We start from the raw sequence: 20,173 nt of genomic DNA, 5'->3' as shown, positions 1-20,173 counted from the left end.
ATAGCAGGAAATAGCTCCTAATTATTATTATTTTCTTATAATTCTCATCAATGTTTCTTTTTCATTGTAATAGATGAAATAAAGGAACACGATTAACAAACCGACTCCAACATAATAATTCTCTCTGAAGCCATAAAAGGATACGGCTGAAAAAACTATCGATAGCGAGAGATAACCGCCTATTTTTTTTAAATCATACGGAATCGGATAATATTTGTTCCCCAGGTAATAAGAAATAGTCATCATACTTCCGTAAGCAGCGATTGTCGCAATGGCAGAACCGTAATAACTCATCGTGGGAATCAGTAAAAAGTTAAGCACTAAGGTAATGATCGCCCCTACTATGGAAATATAAGCTCCGATGTACGTCTTGTCAATGAGTTTGTACCAAACCGAAAGATTAGTATAAATCCCCAAGAAGAAATTAGCCAGAATAATCAACGGCACTACTTTCATCGCTTCCCAATAGGAGCTGTCTCGAATCATTAGCAGTTTGAACAGATCGGCAAAAACGATTACAGACAATAATATAAATGAGCCAAAGATGACAAAATACTTGGTCACCATGGCATAGGTTTGCGGTGCATTTTTATCAGCAGCATGACTGAAAAAGAAAGGTTCAATTCCTAAGGTATAAGCGGTCCTGTACAAAACCATGAACAATCCCAGTTTATAACAGGCAGAATAAACTCCTACCTCAGATTCAGCAATATTAGCCGGTAACAATTTTGATAAAAGAATTTTATCGAATTGCTCATTAATGGCAAAAGCGATTCCTGCCACCATAATAGGCATTCCGTACCGCATCATTCGTTTCCACAAATCAGCATCTATCTTCCACTTCAAGTAGACATAATCTGGGGACAGCACCACAAAAGTTAGTAAACTCGCAATAATATTAGCTAAGAATATATAGCCTATTTGAAAGTTATCGACATAAACTGAACGTAAAAAACCATGGGGATTTGCTTCAATCAACATTGGGATATACAGTAAAAAAACAACGCTCAGGATCAGGTTAATTAAGACATTTCCAACCTTTATTGCCGCATACACCATCGGTTTCTGATTCACCCTTAATTTTGAAAATGGAATGATAACTAAGGCATCTAAAGCCAGAATCCAAATCGTATAACTTATATATTGCGAATCGATTCCCGACCAATCGGCTAAATTATTACGAAACAAAAGTGCTATGACCAAAAATGAAATGGTGCTCCAAAAGATAGAAACCATCGATGTCTCTAGAACAGCCTCTTTATTGGATTCCTTGTTATAAAACCTAAAGAACGACGTCTCCATTCCGTACGCCAGAACAACATTAAAAAATATCATGTAGGCAAAAATGACAGACACTTTTCCATACTCTGCTTTTGGAAGCAAATCAGTATACAGCGGAACTAGTATGAATGCGAACATTCTCGGCAAAACTGTCGCGAGTCCGTAAATGGCAGTCTGTTTAAATAGTTTTTTATATAATCCCAAAATGGTGCTTCTTATTAATATTTAGAGGACAAAAATAACTAATTCTTTGGTTTATTCTCTGATGGATAAGCAATGATTGGTTTTTCTTTTATTGCCTCGATGGTATAAAAAAAAGTTTCGTTCTGTTTTCTATATTCCAATACCGCCTGGTTCCGTTTTAGATCAAATTTAGGTTTGATAATTACCGGTGCCTTATTGCCGTACTCTTTTAAGGGATCGCTGTCTAAAATAATATCTTGATTTGTTGGAGCTTCATAAAAATGAGCCACGAAAACACTATCATTTTCTTTTTCAAGTATAGCTACCTGATTTCGAAAATAGACTTTATCCAACGCTATTCCTTTCTTAAGCGGTTTGTCGAACTCAATATAAAAATCGTTACCGGCTCCAGCTTGACCGTCTCCGGTATTTATTTTTTGGAAATACGCCGCTGCTATTTCTTGTGGAAAATCCATTTTATTTTCCTGTTTAGACGCACAAAAAGATAGACTACCTGCCAACAAAATTAAGACCAATATTTTTTTAATATAACCCATTGTAAAATGATTTAAGATAATCCCTCTTCATTGATGATTTTAACGAAATGAAAACCCTTAGGGCCGTAACCTTGGTTATAATAAAACCGATGGGCCGTAAAGTTTCCAGTAAAAGCATCTAGAACAATCATGCTACAGCCTTCTTCTTTTGCCTTTATATCAATGTAATCTGTCATCATTTTACCAAGTCCCTTAGAACGATGTTCTGGATGAACAATAAAATTATCAATCTCTATGTATCTACCCGACCATAATTTTGTTCCTGTCCAAAATCCAGTTACGGCAACGCAACTATCATTTTCATATACTGCCAGTTGTTTGTAATTATGTGGCACCATTTCCTTAAGGTAGCATTCATATTTTTCCAGGGTAAATTTTGGATACAGAAACTGAAGCATTTCAATATTTAGAAGCATTTCGGCTACGGTTGTGAGTTCTCGTGTTTTCAATTGGAATGGTTTTGTAATAAAGTATAAAATTAAACAAAAAAAGAGCCACGATATACGTGGCTCTTAAATATATATTTAGAAATAGGATTTTTTTATTTCTTTCTAGCTTCGAAATATAAAGATTTGAAAAAATAAACATTTTTCCTTATCCGTTCAACGCTTCTGCTCCACCAACAATCTCTAAGATCTCGTTAGTAATCGAAGCTTGACGTGCTTTATTGTAAGTCAATTTCAATTGATTTCTCAATTCAGTTGCATTATCAGTTGCTTTGTGCATAGCAGTCATACGAGCACCATGTTCTGAAGCAAATGAATCACGAATACCTTTGTACAATTGCGTTTTCAATGATTTTGGAATCAAAGTCAAAACAATCTCTTCTTTAGATGGTTCAAAAATATAATCACCAACTGAAGCTGTTAAATCTGATTTTATTGGTGCCAACGGTAAAAACTGCTCTGTTTGAACAATTTGAGTTGCAGCATTTTTAAATTGATTGTAGATCAATTCAATTTTATCATATTCTCCAGAAAGGAATTTCTCTGTTAACGTATCTGCAATTACAGCTACATTATCAAAAGTTAAATCATCGTAAACAGCACTTTGATTGTCAATTACAGCATTGGTTTTAACCAAAACATCATTTCCTTTTTTACCTATTGCAAAAATATCAACTTGTTTCCCTGCATAAAATACAGAACGGCTTTTTGATGCCTTAATTACATTTGAATTAAATGCACCACATAAACCTCTGTTTGAAGTGATAGCAACAACCAATACTTTTTTTACTTCACGTTGTGTTGTAAACTCTCCTCCAGCATCACCTTCCAGTGTAGCAGAAAGATTCTGTAATAATTCCGTTAATTTTTCGGCATAAGGGCGCATGGCTGTAATTGCATCTTGTGCTTTTTTTAGCTTTGCTGCAGAAACCATTTTCATCGCTGATGTAATTTGCATCGTAGATGAAACGGAAGTAATTCTATTACGGATTTCCTTTAAATTTGCCATTGTATTTTTAAGTATTAAATAGTAAGTATTAGGTAATAAGTAAAGGCCACACCTTAATACTTACTACCTAATACTTAATACTTTTTTAGTTATATTTTGCTGAAATTTCTTTTGCTACAGTTTGGATTACATCTGTAATTTCATCTGTAAGTTTCCCTGCTTTCAAAGCATCTAGAGTTGCTCTGTGTTTGTTGTTAAGGAATTCTAAGAAATCTTTCTCAAATTCTTTTACTTTATTCACAGGAACATTTCTCAAAAGATTTTTTGAACCAGCGTAGATAATTGCAACTTGATCTTCTACTGTATAAGGATCGTTCAAACCTTGTTTCAAGATCTCAACGTTTCTTCTACCTTTTTCAATTACGTTTAAAGTAACTGCATCTAAGTCAGAACCAAATTTAGCAAACGCTTCCAATTCACGGAATTGTGCTTGATCTAGCTTCAAAGTACCTGCTACTTTTTTCATTGATTTAATTTGTGCATTTCCTCCAACACGAGATACCGAGATACCAACGTTAATTGCTGGACGAACTCCAGAGTTAAACAAATCACCATCAAGGAAAATTTGACCATCTGTAATCGAAATTACGTTTGTTGGGATATAGGCAGAAACGTCACCAGCTTGAGTTTCGATAATAGGAAGTGCAGTTAATGAACCACCACCTTTTACGATTGGTTTCAATGAATCTGGTAAGTCGTTCATGTTTTTAGCAATTCCATCATCAGCAATTACTTTACAAGCACGCTCTAATAAACGACTGTGTAGGTAAAATACATCTCCAGGATATGCTTCACGTCCCGGTGGTCTTCTTAATAAAAGAGAAACCTCACGGTAAGCAACAGCTTGTTTAGATAAATCATCATAAACAATTAAAGCTGGACGACCAGAATCTCTAAAATATTCTCCAATTGCAGCTCCGGCCATTGGCGCGTAAACTTGCATCGGAGCTGGATCAGAAGCATTAGCAGCAACAATAATGGTGTAAGCCATTGCGCCTTTTTCTTCTAACATTTTTGCGATTCCTGCTACAGTAGACGCTTTTTGTCCAATTGCAACATATATACAAAATACAGGTTTTCCTGCATCGTAAAATTCTTTTTGATTTAAGATAGTGTCAATACAAACAGTTGATTTACCTGTTTGACGGTCACCAATAACCAATTCACGTTGTCCACGACCAACTGGTATCATAGCATCTACTGCTTTTATTCCTGTTTGTAATGGTTCAGTAACTGGTTGACGGAAGATAACTCCAGGAGCTTTTCTTTCCAAAGGCATTTCGTATAAGTCTCCACCGATTGGTCCTTTTCCATCAATTGGAAAACCAAGAGTGTTAACTACACGTCCTACCATTTGCTCTCCAACTTTAAGAGAAGCGATACGTTGTGTTCTTTTTGCAGTAGAACCTTCTTTGATTCCTGTTGATGGTCCTAAAAGTACTACACCAACATTGTCTTCTTCAAGATTCAATACAATAGCCTCTAAACCATTGTCAAATTCTACTAACTCACCGTATTGAACATTAGAAAGCCCGTAAACACGAGCAATACCATCTCCAACTTGAAGTACTGTTCCTACTTCCTCTAGCGTAGCGCCAGATTCAAAACCTTCTACTTGCTTTCTTAATATTGCTGAAATTTCAGCAGGTTTGATTTCCGCCATCTTAATTTATAATTTAGACACTTAAATGTGCAATAACTAGTTACTTAATTCTCTTTTTAATACTTGTAGTCTGTTGGCTACTGAAGCATTGTACTGCTTGTCGCCTATTCTCAAAATAAATCCTCCAATAATCGAAGCATCTACGTGATTTTCTATTGTGATTTTTTTATCTGATAAGGTAGCAATTTTAGCTAAAACTTTAGCTTCTAATGCTGCATCCATTGCAATGGCCGTAGTAACTTGAGCTACTTCTACACCATTCATGATATCAAATAATTTGCTGTATTCTACTGCAACAGCTTCCAAAATTTCAAATCTTTTGTTTTCAAATAACAAATGAAACAAACTTTTAGTTACGCTATTGGTATTTGCAAAAACTTCCAATAAGGCCTTTTCCTTAACTTCTACTCTCAAAGTAGGGTTTTGGATAAAAGTGCTCAATTCTACATTTGCACTTATAGTTGAAGCTATAGAATTCATATCATCACTAACTGCTTCAGCCACTCCCTTAGATTGTGCTATCTCTAGAATTGCTTTTGCATAACGAATTGCTGCTCTTGTACTTGCCATAATATTAGTTTAGCTTTACGTCACCTAACATCTTCTCAACTAATTTAGTTTGAGCTTCTTTATTAGATAATTCGTCTTTCAATAATTTTTCTGCGATACTCAATGACAAAGTAGAAACTTGTAGTTTCAATTCAGCCATAGCTGCATTTTTTTCGCTTTCAATTGCTGCTTTTGCTTGTTCGATCATTTTCAGACCTTGAGCTTGCGCTTCTTCTTTGGAATCAGCAATCATTTTTTCTTTAATTTCACGTGCATCCTTAAGCATGTTATCACGCTCCATTCTTGCTTCTTGTAAAATACGTTGGTTGTCAGCTTGAAGGTTTTGCATTTCTTTTCTAGCGTTTTCAGCAGAAAGCAAAGCATTCTTGATTCCTTCTTCTCTATCATTTACTGCGTCAAGAATTGGTTTCCAAGCAAATTTTTTCAATAAGAATATTAATCCAACAAATATTAATACTTGCCAAAAGAACAAACCTAACTCAAACTGATGTATTAACTTTTCCATGTTATGTATCTATAATAATATTTAATTTAATAATAAAAACAATAGTTACAACCAACCGTTGCAACTATTGCTTTTTGAGTTTTAATTAAGCAGCGAATAATGCAGCGAAACCAATACCTTCAATTAATGCAGCTGCGATAAGCATAGCTGTTTGGATTTTTCCTGAAGCTTCTGGTTGACGAGCAATAGCGTCCATTGCTGAACCACCAATTCTACCAATACCTAAACCTGCTCCGATTACAATTAATCCAGCTCCTACATAATTTAAACCTTCCATAATATATATAATTAAAAATTAAACATTCAATTTATTAGTGCGCCTCCTCATGGTGGTGCTCTTCTACTGCTGAACCAAAGTACAGCGCTGATAGCAATGTAAAAATATAAGCTTGTAAAAATGCGACCAATATCTCTAAGATAGAAAGTGCAAACGACAATGCAAATGATAAACTACTTCCCAACCAGCTTTTGAAAATAAACATCAAACCAATAATACTCATCAATACAATATGTCCTGCAAAGATATTTGCATACAAACGGATCATTAATGAAAAAGGTTTGATTATAACTCCTAGCAATTCAATTGGTGCTAATACGATACGCATTACTTTTGGTACACCTGGCATCCAGAAAATGTGACCCCAATAGTTTTTATTTGCCGTAAGGTTTGTAATTAAAAATGTCATGATTGCTAATGCAAATGTAATGGTTAAATTACCAGTAACATTTATACCAAAAGGCATCAATCCAAAAATATTTAAGAACAGTACAAAGAAAAATATAGTCAATAAATAACTCATATATCTCTTGTAGTGTTTTTCTCCAATGTTAGGAATAGCAATTTCGTCACGAATAAAAAGAACCACTGGTTCAAATATTCTTCCAGCTCCAGAAGCAATTCCGCCATTTTTAGAATAGGTCTTCGCCAAACCAGCAAAAATAAATACCATTAAAATAGCAGCAATGAATATAGACAATACTGTTTTTGTGATTGAGAAATCTAAGGGACGTTCATTTTCAGGGAAACCTGTTTTTTCGTCTTCTATTATTTTTCCTGAAGCATCCGTTTTGTATATTTTTCCATCGTGATGATTTATCGCATAGAAATTACCATTAGATTCGGCAACTGCTTCTCCATGTTCGAATTCAGAAGATGAAAAAAGTTGTAAACCATTATCCCAAAGGATTACTGGTAATGAAAAACCATAATGTTTTCCTTCTACTTCATCAGAGAAAAAAGTAAAGTCATGAGAGTCTAAAACGTGATGACCAATGAATGCCTTTATTTTAGATTTTACATCTGTAGGTTCAGCATGAGCTCCTTCCTGGCTTTGTTCTGTTGTTTCGTGTGCAACTTCAGTATGAACTTTTACCGAATCCACTTCGGGATTTGCAAAAGTCATTAAAGGAAGACACGCTACTAAAGTCGCTATTATAAATCTAAGTGGTCTGTTTGAAATCACCATAACTGTTAAATATCTTAATTTTTTACGTTTCTGAAATTTGGTGCAAATGTACATTTTTTATTAATATCCAAAAGGATATAAAAACATATTTTTTTAAAATCCTTCATCTATTTGCAGATCTATTGCTTTTCTTTTAATATTCGTATCGTTAAAACGGTCTCCATTACTAAAAAAAGGATAAACATCCCAAAAAAATTAACTTTCTCAATTGTATTATCATATGTTGTAATGTGCAAGATAGGTTTTAAAATCAAATAACAAAAAACCATTTTGATACTTGTTCCTAAAAGAAAAGACATTCCTACATTATCAAAACTTTTTTCTTTCACTTTTAGTAATACAATGAATATCAAAGTAGACATACCGAAAAACAATAAATAAAGCACTTCAATTGAATACTGGAATACTGCGACATCGATTTTCAAAACGTAGAAAATAAATTTATGTAACAAATATGCTATCACGGCCAGAAGAATTAAACTTAGAAGTGGTTTTTGATTTTTTAAATTCATGCTGTGTTTATTTTACCGTAAGGTCAATAAAACTCGGAACAATTTTCAATTCCTATTAATATTAATTTATTGGGATTTATTGATTTCGTTCACTTGTCTTATAACATTGTATAAAGCAATAACGACCCCAACCATGACCAAAATTTTATTGTAATATACTTTTGGATTGGGGTAATTGTCATCCAACCAGTTTCCCCCATAAGCAAACAAAAAGATGATAACCCCCATTTGAATGGGTATATTAATTAAAGCGATCCATTTGCTAACTTGATTTTTGTTGGGTTTCTTTTCCATCGGCTAACAATAGATTTGATTCATTAATTTTCATTGTGCAGGACGCAGTAAAATCAGCACCTGGTTCCACAGATAATTTACCTACTGTAACTTCACCTTTGATACTGGCATTTGCCTTTACATTCAGGATTTCAGCAACATAAATCGTACCTTCAAATTTCCCTTCAATATCTGCATTTTTACAGTTAATATCCCCTGTTATTATTCCGGCTGGACCTACTACTAATTTTCCAGTAGACTGAAAATTTCCTATCAATTCGCCATCCAACCTAAAATCGGCCTGGGAAATGATATCTCCTTTTATAATTGTTCCTTCTACGATTCTATTCGTTTTTCCTAATAGCTCTGTATAGGGCTTTGCTTTTCTATTAAACATTTTTATTCTTTTTTTAATCCTAAATAGACATTTAGATTTTTTTTAATTTGAACTACTTTATAATTTTCGTTTGTAAGAATAATGACTGGAACTATTATTTTAAAATCCTTATTTTCTCTTAAAATAGCACTAATATTTCTGGCATACGCTTCTGAGTTTATACCATGAATCGCTATGAAGTTTTCTGTGTCACTATACCCATCCAAAGAATAATTTAAATCCTGAAAAGTAACACCGCTCATGAATTTTTTAATCTTTTCTTCCATTTCTTTTGTGCCTGTTTCATCTGATACCGCTACTTTGTAGAGTACTTTCCAGTTTTTAGTATCTGTGGTAGTAAATTCTAATTTTTCTAAGAAAGGAATTTGGTCCTTCACAATTTCCTGCGCTTTTTTACCCTCTTCACTATTTGGATAATTATCTGCCACAAACTGCAATGCATTTTTGTAGGCTGTTACTCCTCTGAGTTTTCCAATGGCATTCGCTTTCAAAAATTCGAATTTCGAAACAATTTCATCTCCAGAAAACTGACTTATCAACATCTCAGATTGCTCTAAAACTGCTACAAACTGTTCCTCTTCATATTGTTTATATAATGCGTCATAAACTCCTTCTGGGGTATCCTTCAAACTTATTCCTTCTGGGTTTGTGTTGTTTATTATTTGAGCATAGCGAGAATCTGGAAATTGGGAATTAATCCTGTCTTTCATTGCTGCCGCTTTACTGCTGTTTGTGATTTGGTAAATCTTGTACAAATTATACATTGTAGGAAGAATCAATTTTTCTTCCGGATTATTTTGTAATAATTGCTCCAGCTTGTTGGCTGCGAGCTCATATTCTTTGAACTTTTCCTTATAAATTACACCAAGTTGATAATAGGCTTTATTGCGTTCCTTCACTATACTGTCAATTGCAGCTTGCGATGTTGGGAGTTGTTTCAAATAAAAACTGGTAGTATACTCTTCTACTATACTATTCTCTTCCTCTTTTAATTTGTCTTCTGGTAACAATTCATTGGCATTCAAAGTATCATCTGAAGCCACATTATTCTTAGCCGTTGATGAAAGCCTCCAATTGCCTGCTGAACTTCGATTTCCCCATATTTTTTTAAATTCTAATTTCCCAAAAGAAACAGTCGTAGGATTATAAAAATAGAAAAGACTTGTTGTTGTATTTGAAACGCCCATGGAAGGTGGAGCAAGTGACGACTTACGCCCTGGTTGACCTGCATTTTGCGCCGAAACAGCTGGGTCAATAGATGCTGTGGTACTGTTTCTTTCTCTGTTTTCTTGCTTTTCTTTTAATTTTTCTTCTAAAATTCTTTTGGCTTCATCCTTCTTTTTTAAGGTGTCTATATAATTTTCGAAATAAGAAATTCTACCGCCTTCTGGCATAGAAACAACGTTTAAAATACTGTCGTTTCTCGTAGCGATTGCTTCATACAGAATGACTTCATCTAAATCTTTTCTGATTTTTTGAATGTGAATGAATTCTCTAGTTTTCAAGTCAAGATTCACTAAAGTACTATCGTAATATTTAGCAGCAACTGGGTAGGCTGCTTTTCTAAAATACATATTTCCTATATTCCTGTAATTTGAAGCTTTCAAATATTGGTCGATAGTTGCTTTTTTAAGAGATATATTGTAAAAATCTAATGCTTTTTTCTGATTGTCTTGTTTGTCATAAAAAACACCCATTTGGTAGTTTAAAACATCTAGGAATGGTCTGTTTTCTCTATCAGCAATCAATTTTCTATAGGTTTTTAGAAAAGTAGCGGTATCTCCTTTTTGATAGTCAAACAACTGCGCTTTTCTAGCTTGTGCTTGTATAACATATTTTCTTTCTGATTTTCTGTTCATTCTGATTACCGACTCATAGCTGTAAATCGCGCTGTCTTTCTTGCCTAACTCTTCATAAAGTTGTCCGAGTATAAAGCGATATCTTGCTTTTTCTTTATTGTGTTTGGTGAAGTATTCGGCAACTTTTAATTTAATTAAAGCAGAGTCTTTTTCTTCCAAGTTCAAAAACGCCTCGGATAAAAGGGCATTAACATCCGCAACAACCTGATTTTTAAGCTTATGGTCCCTTAAAAGAAAGGTCATGTTGTTGACTACCAAAGCATCATTACCCAATCGCATATTGGTTTTACCACGCCAAATCTTAGCTTCATAAATCCTACTACTATTGGGGTATTTATATAGAATGTAATTGAAAGCGTCTAATGCGGGAATAAATCTTTGATCGTAATATCTGGCTTTGCCCAAAAGTAAATAAGCCTCGTCTATTTGGAAGTTTTTTTCTCTTCCTTCAATATTCATAGAATGTTTCTGAATGGCTTTAGTTGCCTTCGTTTCGGCTAATTCAAAATCAGCATTTTTAGTTTTTCCTTCTGCCTTAACTTCATCCGAAATTTGCATCCTTTCTATAGGCAAACGTTTCCAGAAATTGTCTTTGCTATTGGCTTCTATCCCTACAATTCCCTTATCTAAGCCAATTTCGCCATTGTATAAAATATTATACTTTGTACTGAGCGCATGTGAATTTCTGGACAAAAAACTATTGTTCTTAGTTGAGCAGGCCACCAAAAAACAGAGAAACCCTACTGGAATTGAATATTTAAATATATTGATTTTCAAATGATACCGTTTTTATCATTAAACTTTTAAAAAAGCTTTTTAGTATAATGACTGGTAAAAATACGTTTCTTTTTGAAATATGGAAGTTTAAACCGCGAAAAACATTTCTAGCTCCTGAAGCGTTTCCTCAGACGTCTGAATATCTTTTACTATTTCCCCTTTATTTAAAGCTACTATTCGATCACAAACCTCTACAGTATGCTGCAAATCATGGCTTGAAACTAAAATCGTGATGTCCTTATTTTCAGCGAGTTCTTTAATTACTTTTTTCAATCGATTAACCGTTGTAGGATCTAAATTAGCAAAAGGCTCATCGAGAATGATCACTTCAGGATTGCCTATCAAAGTTGCAATTATCCCTACTTTCTTTTGGTTTCCTTTGGATAAGTCCCGCAGGTATTTTTTATTTTTTAGAATTTCTCCATTAAAAAACTCTTCGTATTTTTCTAACAAAGCGTCAATATCGGCCTTGTTTTGACCGCGTAAATCGCCAATAAAGTAAAAATATTCTTCAGGAGTAAGATAGCCTATCAAGAAACTTTCGTCAATAAATGCAGCCGTAAAAGGTTTCCAGTCTTCGCTGGCGCTTACCAGAATTCCGTTGTTTATGATGCTCCCCGTTGAAGGTTGGATTAAATCCAATAGTAAACTGAAAAAAGTCGTTTTTCCGGCACCGTTATTTCCCACGAGACCTAAACTTTGACCTTTTGGAATTTCAAGGTTTTCGATATTTAAAACCGTAGTTCCGTTATATTTTTTTGAAAGCTGATTTACCTGTATCATTATATTTTTATGTGTTGTAATAACTCAAGAGTTATCATTACTAATTTTCTTGTTGTTTGAAACCGTTGATAGTCGCGTATTTTCTTTTAGTATAACCGGCGGCAATTGTATTCAAAAGATAATTTCTCAATACCAACCCAATCACGCCAATTGTCGCAATTGCAATTATAGCTACCTCTGCATTTATTAATTTATAAATACCATAAAAAATCAAGGTTGGGATTAGCATCAAAGGCAATCCAACTATCCATTGCGTTGCTCCAGTTCCCTGATAATTCATGAATGGGCTTTTCTCTAAATCAATTCTTTTTTTATTATACGAACCCGCAAATAACAAAAGGGGAATGTTTACACCTAAATTATAAGTCGCGCAGGCAATATTAATTGCTACTATTTTCCATCCAAAATAAAGATAAGGTGTACTTAAAATCGCCAAAACAACTACAGAAACAGACATTAATCCAGCTTTTGAAGCTAGATATTGCTTCATGGGAATGTTTTGTGACATCATCATTCCGTAATAATTACTATCCCAAGAGGGAACAAATTGCCCGTAATTTAACATAAATACGCCTGTCATTAAGATTCCAACAACCACAAAGAAAGCTGGCGTATCTTTGTAATGTGGATTCGTATAAATCATTAAACCATAAGCCAAGAAAATTAAGGAAATCCAAATTACTGTTTTGGGTCTTTTGTTTCTCCATATCATTTTTAAATCCAACTGTAGAAAAGGAGCAATCTCACCAAAACGTTTGGTCCAACTTAAATCAGACGTTTTTGCTTCTTCCACTTTCGATTGTAATGAGCTGTCCAGATAGAAATTGCTTTTTAGGTACTTGAAATTTAAAAGATAGAATCCCACTAAAATCAGGATTGGTACTAAAACGAATATTGGTTGTAACACTAAAGTATCAAGAACAACGCCTGAAAGCGCGGTGATTTTAAAAACACCAAAATAATCCAGACCAAAAAACACCATTCCTAAAACTACAAAGGGAAGAAAGTCTTTGATGTTTTCGGCAAATTTCTTTTTTATTAAAAAATTAGCATAATTGACTATTAAAGCTAAAATATACATACCAAACATCCAAACAATCATGTTCAACGTACCATAATTTCCTTTGATAATATTAAAAACCCCAAAAGGGATAATAACCAATAAGGGAAAAATATTGTAGATCGAAATTAAACTCTTCAGCAAAACAAAGTGGATTACCGATTCTTTTTTTATAGGCAATACTAATAATGGCTTAATATTCATCACTGGTAAGCTTTGCATAAAAAAACGAAAAATGAGTTCTATGGCTAACCAAAAAATAACAAAACTATTGACTATCGTCAATGGTTTTTGATTGGGGAATGCTTTTAGCAATATAGGATATAAAGCAATTCCCAAAACTAAAAAAACAAGCAAAAAATAAACGACCAGAAAGCCCATCAGAATTTTTAAGCCAATGCTTTTTCCCACACTAGCCGAACGGAAAAAAGCTTTTAATTCTAAATTTATAAAATCTTTAAACATGAATTTTGAGGTTTAGTTTTACTATAAGTGTCTAAAAATAATAAAAAGTTACTCTTATGATAAAATATTACGCATTTAATCTCTTCCATTTATTTGCTGTTTGCTATTTTTGTAAAAAAATATATCCCATGCCTTCATTTTTAAAACTAATCATAAAAGAAGTACGCCGCGAAACCAAGGATGCGGTTTCCATACTCTTTAATGTTCCTGAAGAATTACAACCCAATTATACTTTTATTGCCGGACAATATGTTAATATCCGATTAACGCTGGACGGTCAAGAAATTCGTCGTGCTTATTCAATCTGTTCTTCTCCAGAAAGTGGTGAATTGCGTATCGCGATAAAAGCAGTAAAAAACGGTGCTTTTTCTCAATTTGCCAATACCAAGCTTAAAGCGGGAGATGCACTTGAGGTAGGGAAGCCAGAGGGAAAATTTATATTCGAACCTCAAACGGACCGACAAAAAAACTACGTGGCTTTTGTATCAGGAAGTGGGATAACACCGGTAATTTCGATCTTGAAAAGCGTCTTAAAAAGCGAACCAAAAAGCTCTTTTGTACTGGTTTATGGTAACAAAACGCCCGAAGAAACGATCTTTAGTAAAGAATTACACGATTTACAATTACAATATGTAGGTCGCTTATTTATTCACTTTGTTTTTAGTCAAGCCAAAGCAGAAGATGCTTTATTTGGTCGAATCGAAAAATCAGCGGTAAATTATGTTCTGAACAACAAACACAAGGAGCTGGAATTTGATAAATTCTATTTGTGTGGGCCAGAGGAAATGATCGAATTAGTTTCGGGAGTTTTAAAAGAGAAAAATGTAAAAGAATCAGCTATAAAATTTGAGCTTTTTACCTCCTCTTCTCATGAAAACGTAATAAAAGATTTAGGAGGACATTCTAAAATTACCATTATGGTAGACGACGAAGAGACCACCTTTGAAATGTCTCAAAAACAAACCATACTTGAAGCAGCACTAAAACAAGGAATTGATGCTCCTTACTCCTGCCAAGGCGGCATTTGCAGCAGCTGTCTTTGTAGAGTAACTTCAGGGACTGCTGAAATGACTAAGAATTCAATCCTGACTGATAAAGAAATTGCAGACGGACTAATCCTTAGTTGTCAAGCACATCCTACATCAGAAACAATCTATGTAGATTACGATGATGTTTAGGAAATAAATATCCAATATTTAAAATTCCAAACTCCAACTTTAAAAATTGGGATTTGGAATTTTTTATCTTGGGATATTTAATAAGCTAATTGCGACTGAACACTCAACACTACCTTCTCTGGAGTAATGGTTCTCATAGCATCTTCATAACCTTCCACCTTTTTATTGCCATAAACAGATGTTGGCAACATTGGGTATCTTTCTCTATCAGAAACTAAAGAATTCGATAATGGTTGATTAAAAGGACCAAATCCAGCATACGGATGCGTAGCACCCCAAAGTGTAATGACTTTTACTCCCAGCATTGCTGCAATATGGGCATTTCCAGAATCCATAGAAAGCATTACATCCAGAGTACTTATAAGTTGTAACTCCTGCTGAAACTTGATTTTGCCTGCCATGTTAATAACATTGTCTTTTGAGTCTGAAAGAGAATCTAAGATTTCCATTTCTTTCTTTCCTCCTCCAAAAAGCAGAACTTTATAATTTTGATTATCAGCCAATTGACGGATAACTTCTTGCATTAAATCCAAGGGATACACCTTAGAATCGTATTGTGCAAAGGGCGCGATTCCAATTAATTTTTTATTATCTGTTCCAATAAGATTTACTGTTTCTTTATCTAAATTGGCTTTTTTGGGAAATACCGAGGTTGACAAATCTATCGGAAAACCGAGTTCTTCAAACACTTTTGTATGTCGTTCAAACACCGTAGATAAAGGTTGGAAAATTTTATTATCGGCACGTGTTAATGCTTTTTTACCTTCACGTCCTTTGTCCGTATACGCCGTTTTTTTTCCGCTCAAGGCAAATAATGTCCTAACAACTTTAGAACGTAAAACGTTATGCAAATCGGCAAAAGCATCGATATCGAATTTTCTCACATCTTTAAATAACCGCAGCAAGCCTACGGTTCCTTTATGCCGTTCATTTTCATCGAAAGCAAAAAAAGCAATGTTAGGTATTCCTTCAAAAAAGGGTTTGAAAAAAGGGCGGGATATAATGGTTAGCCCAACATCAGGATATTGATCTACAAATGCCCGTAAAACAGGAACCGTCATGGCGACATCTCCCATTGCGGAAAGTCTCATGACGGCTATATGCTTTATTTTATTTGACAAATTACTACTGGTCAACTATTTTTTTCCTTGGTACAAAACAGGATTTAACTCGTCATCATTGTACATTTTCATTTGCTTGTACACCTTCATGAACTTATCTCCACTAGAAATGTCTATTAATAAATCGTCAATTGCGGTAGACAAATCCGTTCTTTGTTCTAATAGAATATTTAATTTCGTCTGACATTTATCTCTATGGTCTTGAGATGCTTCTGCACGAGTCGCTTCTTCATTCATATGATAAATTTTCAATGCTAAAATTGACAATCTGTCAAAAGCCCAAGCTGGACTTTCTGAGTTGATTTTTGCATTATCTTTTACTTTTACATCGCTATATTTTTGCAAAAAATAACCGTCAATATATTCTACCATATCAGTACGTTCCTGGTTAGAAGCGTCAATTCTTCTTTTCAAAGTCAAAGCAGCAACAGGATCAATATTTGGATCACGAATAATATCTTCAAAATGCCATTGAACAGTGTCAATCCAATTTTTCAGATACAATAAATGTTCAAATTGCTCTTTAGGAAAAGGGTTATTTATAGGCTGATCTACATTATCATATTGATGATAATCTTTGATGCTTTGTTCGAATACGGAGTACGCTAATTTTGAAAACATATTTTTATATTTTATAGTTACAAAGATACTTTTTATACTTTTATAAAAAAATTACAAATCACAAATCTAATCTAGAACCCAAAATTCAGCATCAAATCTGATTAGGGAACTAAAAATGTTAATTCAACAAATCATGCAAATTCACAATCTATCGGAAAACAATAGCGTTCTTAATCATTTTTTGGGACAAATCAGAAATGTAAATATACATAATGACAGCATGCGATTTAGAAGAAATATTGAGCGAATAGGAGAAATTATGGCGTATGAATTAAGTAAAGATTTGCATTATAAAGCAGTCGAAATTCAAACCCCACTAGGCATCAAAAAGACCACTGAGATTGCTGATCAATTAGTAATCTGTTCTATTTTACGTGCCGGATTCCCCATGCATACGGGTTTTTTAAATTATTTTGATTCGGCTGAAAATGGTTTTATTTCTGCATCAAGACACCACCCAAACAACGATGATTACTTTGACATTCTTGTAGAATACCAGGCTATAGCAGATTTTAATGGTAAATATTTATTATTGGTAGATCCAATGCTTGCTACCGGACAATCTATTGTGGCGGTCTTTAACAGATTATTAGAAAGAGGAGAAGCAAAAGAAATTCATATTGCCGTTGTAATTGCTGCACCAGAAGGAATAGCCTATCTGGAAAAACACTTGCCAGACACTTGCCATCTCTGGATAGCCTCTTTAGACGACAACCTAAACGAGCATAGCTACATCGTACCAGGACTGGGAGATGCGGGAGACTTATCGTACGGAACCAAATTATAATTGCGAGAAAAAAGCGAATAAGCTACAGGCTATAAGAACAACCAAAACCATTTCTTGCTTCAGTTTTACCTGCGGCATTTCGATATGATTTGTTGCCATTATGGCCAATGGAGCAATTGTAAATATCAATAAATCATTGCTTTTATTTGAAGAAACCAAGAAAATCAATACGCCAATAAAAAAGGAAGCGATGATTTTTTTGAAAGCTGCATGCGTTACCGAAAGTCTACTAGAAAGCGTCGCAAACATAGAGATAACAAAAAACAAAGCCACGGTAGCATAGATAGACAATGCGCCGTTTTGATAATTATTAGTGAAATAATTAATTTGAAAACTGGTTTTTACACTGCTATTGATATATTCTAATGCACTGATGTCAAAAAGTATCGAACTAAGCGCAAAAAGAATCCCTACTGCAAAAAAAGCAATAATGGGCAGTATCCAATTTCTATAATCGCTGGAAACGTGGAAAATTATCGAAATAAATACCAATACTAAATAAAGAATAGACCAAAAATGAAATAAAGAAGCTACAAAAATCCATAGAGAGGCATCAAATATTTTTTCTTTAGAAGCTTTTAGGGACTGAAGAGACAGCAATCTATGAAGTGCTAACAAGATAAAAAAATTGGCAACGATTAGATTAATGTTGTCTAAAACCGAAGGAAAAAAAATGATAAATAAAAAATAAAAAAAGATGGTATAGCTACTGTCTTTACTGAGTCCATTCTTTTTTGAAATGAAATTTGCTATAAAAACAGAGCCTAATAAAGTAAGTAAAATTCCTGCTTTTTGAATACTCAATATTGCGGAATCTGTCCAGACCAAATCCTGAATTTGATAGATCAAAAAAAAACTAATTATTAAAATTACGACCAGAGAAAAATTTAATGGTGTAGATTTTTTAAAAAGACTTGTAATCATAAGGATATTTTATACTTTTGTAACTTTAAAACTGTAAATATAATACTTGTTTAAAAAGGAAACCCTCAAGTTGAAAAAGATTCTTAACAAAAGCATTTTTCACTACTGGGAAATTAAAAGAACAACAACATAATTTTAACGATATGAAAGCATTTTTTGAAGGAATTCAATACCTATTTGTAAATATATTATTTGCTCCCTTAGACTTTTTACGTTCATTAGAACTTCAATCATGGTTTGCTGCAAATACTATCAATTGGCTTTTTATGATTATTTGTGCAGTCGCAATGGTATACTGGGTTATGCAATTGAAATTACACGATGAGAACGGTGAAGAAAACCAAGATACTACAGCACATTCTTTTTTTAAATAAATCGCAGCACTAACCCCAAATAAAATTTAGGGTTAAGCAGCATACTAATTTACAAAAGATCGTTACCGATATCTTTTCTAAAATTCATCTTATCAAAATGTAGCTTGTCTATATTTTGATAAGATTTTTTTATGGCCTCTTGAAAGTCATTTCCATAAGACGTTATGGCTAAAACCCTTCCTCCGTTAGTGACCACAGTATTGTTCTCCAGTTTCGTTCCAGCATGAAAAACAATGGAATCTGTAATTTTTTCAAGTCCAGAGATAATTTTCCCTTTTTCATAATCTTCAGGATAACCACCAGATACAACCATAACTGTCGTAGCGCTTCTCTCGTCTATTTCAAGCGTGATTTCGTCCAGTTTTTCATTGGCTACAGCCAAAAACAATTCCACTAAATCTGTTTTTAATCTTGGAACCACCACTTCTGTTTCTGGGTCACCCATCCTTACATTGTATTCAATGACAATAGGTTCATTATTCACATTAATCAATCCGATAAATACAAACCCTTTGTATGGGATTCCGTCTTTCTGGAAACCTTCAATTGTAGGTTTAACGATGCGTGTTTCTATTTTTTCCATTAATACAGCGTCAACATAAGGAACTGGGGAAACAGCTCCCATTCCGCCTGTATTTAACCCCGTGTCGCCTTCGCCAATGCGTTTATAATCTTTGGCCGTTGGAAGTATCTTATAGCTTTTTCCATCAGTTAGAACAAAACAACTCAATTCTATACCATCAAGGAACTCTTCAATAACTACTTTTGAACTAGCGGCACCAAATTTTTGGCGCACTAGCATGTTTCTTAATTCTTCTTTGGCTTCCGCCAAATCATGAATAATCAAAACTCCTTTTCCTGCAGCTAATCCGTCAGCTTTTAGTACATAAGGAGGTTTTAATGTGGTAAGGAACTCACATCCTTCTTCTACCGTTTCAGCCGTAAAACTATCGTAAGCAGCAGTTGGTATATTGTGTTTAACTAAAAATTCTTTCGCAAATTCTTTACTTCCTTCCAGTTGCGCTCCAATTTTAGAAGGCCCAATAACCGGAATATGACTCAGTTGTTCATCATTTAGAAAAAAGTCATAGATTCCTTTTACTAACGGGTCTTCTGGACCTACAACAACCATTTCTACCTTTTCAGCAAGAACAAACGTTTTTATGGCATCAAAATCAGTGATACTGACATCAACATTCGTTGCTATCGCAGCGGTTCCGGCATTCCCAGGTGCAACAAAAAGTTTGTCGCAAAGTGGACTTTGAATCATCTTCCATGCAAATGCATGTTCTCTTCCGCCTGAACCTAAAAGTAAAATTGTCATGTCTTGTGTTGTTTAGTTGTGCTGCAAAAATAATTGCT

22 protein-coding genes are annotated in these 20,173 nt (G+C 34.1%); 3 read left to right on the top strand and 19 right to left on the bottom strand.

What is annotated here, in order from left to right; genetic code table 11:
• Positions 1 to 27 precede the first annotated feature (27 nt).
• The 15 genes from AC4PRO_RS03030 to AC4PRO_RS02960 form a co-directional block, all read right to left on the bottom strand.
• On the bottom strand, positions 28 to 1,485 hold the full coding sequence (locus AC4PRO_RS03030) for a lipopolysaccharide biosynthesis protein (RefSeq protein ID WP_492116260.1): 1,458 nt from the start codon (positions 1,483 to 1,485) through the stop codon (positions 28 to 30).
• Between the two features lie 38 nt (positions 1,486 to 1,523).
• Positions 1,524 to 2,021 carry a hypothetical protein gene (locus AC4PRO_RS03025; protein WP_492116259.1) on the bottom strand — a complete coding sequence of 166 codons (498 nt, stop codon included), beginning with the start codon at positions 2,019 to 2,021 and terminating at the stop codon, positions 1,524 to 1,526.
• 11 nt (positions 2,022 to 2,032) lie between these two features.
• Positions 2,033 to 2,437, bottom strand: coding sequence for a GNAT family N-acetyltransferase (locus AC4PRO_RS03020; protein ID WP_074721122.1), 405 nt, complete (start codon positions 2,435 to 2,437; stop codon positions 2,033 to 2,035).
• Between the two features lie 178 nt (positions 2,438 to 2,615).
• Entirely contained in the window at positions 2,616 to 3,476 is an 861-nt protein-coding gene (gene atpG / locus AC4PRO_RS03015; RefSeq protein WP_492116258.1) for an ATP synthase F1 subunit gamma, read from the bottom strand.
• A gap of 85 nt (positions 3,477 to 3,561) precedes the next feature.
• The gene (gene atpA, locus AC4PRO_RS03010) at positions 3,562 to 5,139 is read right to left on the bottom strand and encodes a F0F1 ATP synthase subunit alpha (protein ID WP_074720418.1); all 1,578 of its coding nucleotides are present in this window, start codon (positions 5,137 to 5,139) and stop codon (positions 3,562 to 3,564) included.
• 36 nt (positions 5,140 to 5,175) lie between these two features.
• A complete protein-coding gene (gene atpH / locus AC4PRO_RS03005) occupies positions 5,176 to 5,709 on the bottom strand; it encodes an ATP synthase F1 subunit delta (RefSeq protein WP_074720416.1) in 534 nt (177 codons plus the stop codon).
• Positions 5,710 to 5,713: 4 nt separating this feature from the next.
• Entirely contained in the window at positions 5,714 to 6,214 is a 501-nt protein-coding gene (locus AC4PRO_RS03000; RefSeq protein WP_091085691.1) for a F0F1 ATP synthase subunit B, read from the bottom strand.
• Positions 6,215 to 6,299: 85 nt separating this feature from the next.
• Positions 6,300 to 6,491, bottom strand: a complete 192-nt coding sequence (gene atpE, locus AC4PRO_RS02995) for an ATP synthase F0 subunit C (protein WP_074720412.1) — start codon at positions 6,489 to 6,491, stop codon at positions 6,300 to 6,302.
• A gap of 34 nt (positions 6,492 to 6,525) precedes the next feature.
• Positions 6,526 to 7,680: a F0F1 ATP synthase subunit A gene (gene atpB / locus AC4PRO_RS02990; protein ID WP_492116391.1), complete on the bottom strand. Its 1,155-nt coding sequence runs from the start codon at positions 7,678 to 7,680 to the stop codon at positions 6,526 to 6,528.
• 119 nt (positions 7,681 to 7,799) lie between these two features.
• Positions 7,800 to 8,192, bottom strand: a complete 393-nt coding sequence (locus AC4PRO_RS02985; RefSeq protein WP_492116257.1) for a DUF6168 family protein — start codon at positions 8,190 to 8,192, stop codon at positions 7,800 to 7,802.
• Positions 8,193 to 8,258: 66 nt separating this feature from the next.
• Entirely contained in the window at positions 8,259 to 8,486 is a 228-nt protein-coding gene (locus tag AC4PRO_RS02980; protein WP_492116256.1) for an AtpZ/AtpI family protein, read from the bottom strand.
• Positions 8,455 to 8,862: a bactofilin family protein gene (locus AC4PRO_RS02975; RefSeq protein ID WP_074720406.1), complete on the bottom strand. Its 408-nt coding sequence runs from the start codon at positions 8,860 to 8,862 to the stop codon at positions 8,455 to 8,457. Before AC4PRO_RS02975 ends, AC4PRO_RS02980 begins: the two co-directional genes overlap by 32 nt.
• Positions 8,863 to 8,864: 2 nt before the next feature.
• The gene (porW, locus tag AC4PRO_RS02970; RefSeq protein ID WP_492116255.1) at positions 8,865 to 11,498 is read right to left on the bottom strand and encodes a type IX secretion system periplasmic lipoprotein PorW/SprE; all 2,634 of its coding nucleotides are present in this window, start codon (positions 11,496 to 11,498) and stop codon (positions 8,865 to 8,867) included.
• A gap of 87 nt (positions 11,499 to 11,585) precedes the next feature.
• A complete protein-coding gene (locus AC4PRO_RS02965; protein WP_074720402.1) occupies positions 11,586 to 12,281 on the bottom strand; it encodes an ABC transporter ATP-binding protein in 696 nt (231 codons plus the stop codon).
• Between the two features lie 40 nt (positions 12,282 to 12,321).
• Positions 12,322 to 13,806, bottom strand: coding sequence for a DUF5687 family protein (locus AC4PRO_RS02960; RefSeq protein WP_492116254.1), 1,485 nt, complete (start codon positions 13,804 to 13,806; stop codon positions 12,322 to 12,324).
• Positions 13,807 to 13,934: 128 nt separating this feature from the next.
• Between AC4PRO_RS02960 and AC4PRO_RS02955 the strand changes: the two genes are divergently transcribed.
• Positions 13,935 to 14,984, top strand: a complete 1,050-nt coding sequence (locus AC4PRO_RS02955) for a 2Fe-2S iron-sulfur cluster-binding protein (protein ID WP_492116253.1) — start codon at positions 13,935 to 13,937, stop codon at positions 14,982 to 14,984.
• Positions 14,985 to 15,061: 77 nt separating this feature from the next.
• On the opposite strand, the gene AC4PRO_RS02950 is transcribed toward AC4PRO_RS02955, so the two are convergent.
• Both AC4PRO_RS02950 and AC4PRO_RS02945 read right to left on the bottom strand, forming a co-directional pair.
• On the bottom strand, positions 15,062 to 16,075 hold the full coding sequence (locus tag AC4PRO_RS02950; RefSeq protein ID WP_492116252.1) for a glycosyltransferase family 9 protein: 1,014 nt from the start codon (positions 16,073 to 16,075) through the stop codon (positions 15,062 to 15,064).
• 45 nt (positions 16,076 to 16,120) lie between these two features.
• Complete coding sequence (locus AC4PRO_RS02945) at positions 16,121 to 16,726, bottom strand: DUF4254 domain-containing protein (RefSeq protein ID WP_492116251.1); 606 nt, start codon at positions 16,724 to 16,726, stop codon at positions 16,121 to 16,123.
• Between the two features lie 133 nt (positions 16,727 to 16,859).
• On the opposite strand from AC4PRO_RS02945, the gene upp reads away from it, so the two are divergent.
• Complete coding sequence (upp, locus tag AC4PRO_RS02940) at positions 16,860 to 17,513, top strand: uracil phosphoribosyltransferase (RefSeq protein ID WP_074721118.1); 654 nt, start codon at positions 16,860 to 16,862, stop codon at positions 17,511 to 17,513.
• On the opposite strand, the gene AC4PRO_RS02935 is transcribed toward upp, so the two are convergent.
• Positions 17,508 to 18,437: a DUF6427 family protein gene (locus AC4PRO_RS02935; protein ID WP_492116250.1), complete on the bottom strand. Its 930-nt coding sequence runs from the start codon at positions 18,435 to 18,437 to the stop codon at positions 17,508 to 17,510. The two genes, upp and AC4PRO_RS02935, sit on opposite strands and share 6 nt — an antisense overlap.
• A 143-nt stretch (positions 18,438 to 18,580) precedes the next feature.
• On the opposite strand from AC4PRO_RS02935, the gene AC4PRO_RS02930 reads away from it, so the two are divergent.
• The gene (locus AC4PRO_RS02930) at positions 18,581 to 18,811 is read left to right on the top strand and encodes a DUF6341 family protein (RefSeq protein ID WP_074720379.1); all 231 of its coding nucleotides are present in this window, start codon (positions 18,581 to 18,583) and stop codon (positions 18,809 to 18,811) included.
• Positions 18,812 to 18,860: 49 nt separating this feature from the next.
• Here AC4PRO_RS02930 and purD read toward each other — a convergent pair whose 3' ends face one another.
• Positions 18,861 to 20,135, bottom strand: coding sequence for a phosphoribosylamine--glycine ligase (purD, locus tag AC4PRO_RS02925; RefSeq protein ID WP_492116249.1), 1,275 nt, complete (start codon positions 20,133 to 20,135; stop codon positions 18,861 to 18,863).
• Between the last annotated feature and the right edge of the window lie 38 nt (positions 20,136 to 20,173).

The sequence above is a fragment of the Flavobacterium sp. DW-iso2 genome (assembly GCF_058725285.1).
This window is presented reverse-complemented; position numbering and strand designations above follow the sequence as displayed.

Bases quoted from the DNA above. Each gene is read 5' to 3' on its own strand.
- AC4PRO_RS03025 (WP_492116259.1), bottom strand. From the start codon at position 2,021: ATGGGTTATATTAAAAAAATATTGGTCTTAATTTTGTTGGCAGGTAGT.
- AC4PRO_RS03020 (WP_074721122.1), bottom strand. From the start codon at position 2,437: ATGCTTCTAAATATTGAAATGCTTCAGTTTCTGTATCCAAAATTTACC.
- atpG (WP_492116258.1), bottom strand. From the start codon at position 3,476: ATGGCAAATTTAAAGGAAATCCGTAATAGAATTACTTCCGTTTCATCT.
- atpA (WP_074720418.1), bottom strand. From the start codon at position 5,139: ATGGCGGAAATCAAACCTGCTGAAATTTCAGCAATATTAAGAAAGCAA.
- atpH (WP_074720416.1), bottom strand. From the start codon at position 5,709: ATGGCAAGTACAAGAGCAGCAATTCGTTATGCAAAAGCAATTCTAGAG.
- AC4PRO_RS03000 (WP_091085691.1), bottom strand. From the start codon at position 6,214: ATGGAAAAGTTAATACATCAGTTTGAGTTAGGTTTGTTCTTTTGGCAA.
- atpE (WP_074720412.1), bottom strand. From the start codon at position 6,491: ATGGAAGGTTTAAATTATGTAGGAGCTGGATTAATTGTAATCGGAGCA.
- atpB (WP_492116391.1), bottom strand. From the start codon at position 7,680: ATGGTGATTTCAAACAGACCACTTAGATTTATAATAGCGACTTTAGTA.
- AC4PRO_RS02985 (WP_492116257.1), bottom strand. From the start codon at position 8,192: ATGAATTTAAAAAATCAAAAACCACTTCTAAGTTTAATTCTTCTGGCC.
- AC4PRO_RS02980 (WP_492116256.1), bottom strand. From the start codon at position 8,486: ATGGAAAAGAAACCCAACAAAAATCAAGTTAGCAAATGGATCGCTTTA.
- AC4PRO_RS02975 (WP_074720406.1), bottom strand. From the start codon at position 8,862: ATGTTTAATAGAAAAGCAAAGCCCTATACAGAGCTATTAGGAAAAACG.
- AC4PRO_RS02965 (WP_074720402.1), bottom strand. From the start codon at position 12,281: ATGATACAGGTAAATCAGCTTTCAAAAAAATATAACGGAACTACGGTT.
- AC4PRO_RS02960 (WP_492116254.1), bottom strand. From the start codon at position 13,806: ATGTTTAAAGATTTTATAAATTTAGAATTAAAAGCTTTTTTCCGTTCG.
- AC4PRO_RS02955 (WP_492116253.1), top strand. From the start codon at position 13,935: ATGCCTTCATTTTTAAAACTAATCATAAAAGAAGTACGCCGCGAAACC.
- AC4PRO_RS02950 (WP_492116252.1), bottom strand. From the start codon at position 16,075: ATGAGACTTTCCGCAATGGGAGATGTCGCCATGACGGTTCCTGTTTTA.
- AC4PRO_RS02945 (WP_492116251.1), bottom strand. From the start codon at position 16,726: ATGTTTTCAAAATTAGCGTACTCCGTATTCGAACAAAGCATCAAAGAT.
- upp (WP_074721118.1), top strand. From the start codon at position 16,860: ATGCAAATTCACAATCTATCGGAAAACAATAGCGTTCTTAATCATTTT.
- AC4PRO_RS02935 (WP_492116250.1), bottom strand. From the start codon at position 18,437: ATGATTACAAGTCTTTTTAAAAAATCTACACCATTAAATTTTTCTCTG.
- AC4PRO_RS02930 (WP_074720379.1), top strand. From the start codon at position 18,581: ATGAAAGCATTTTTTGAAGGAATTCAATACCTATTTGTAAATATATTA.
- purD (WP_492116249.1), bottom strand. From the start codon at position 20,135: ATGACAATTTTACTTTTAGGTTCAGGCGGAAGAGAACATGCATTTGCA.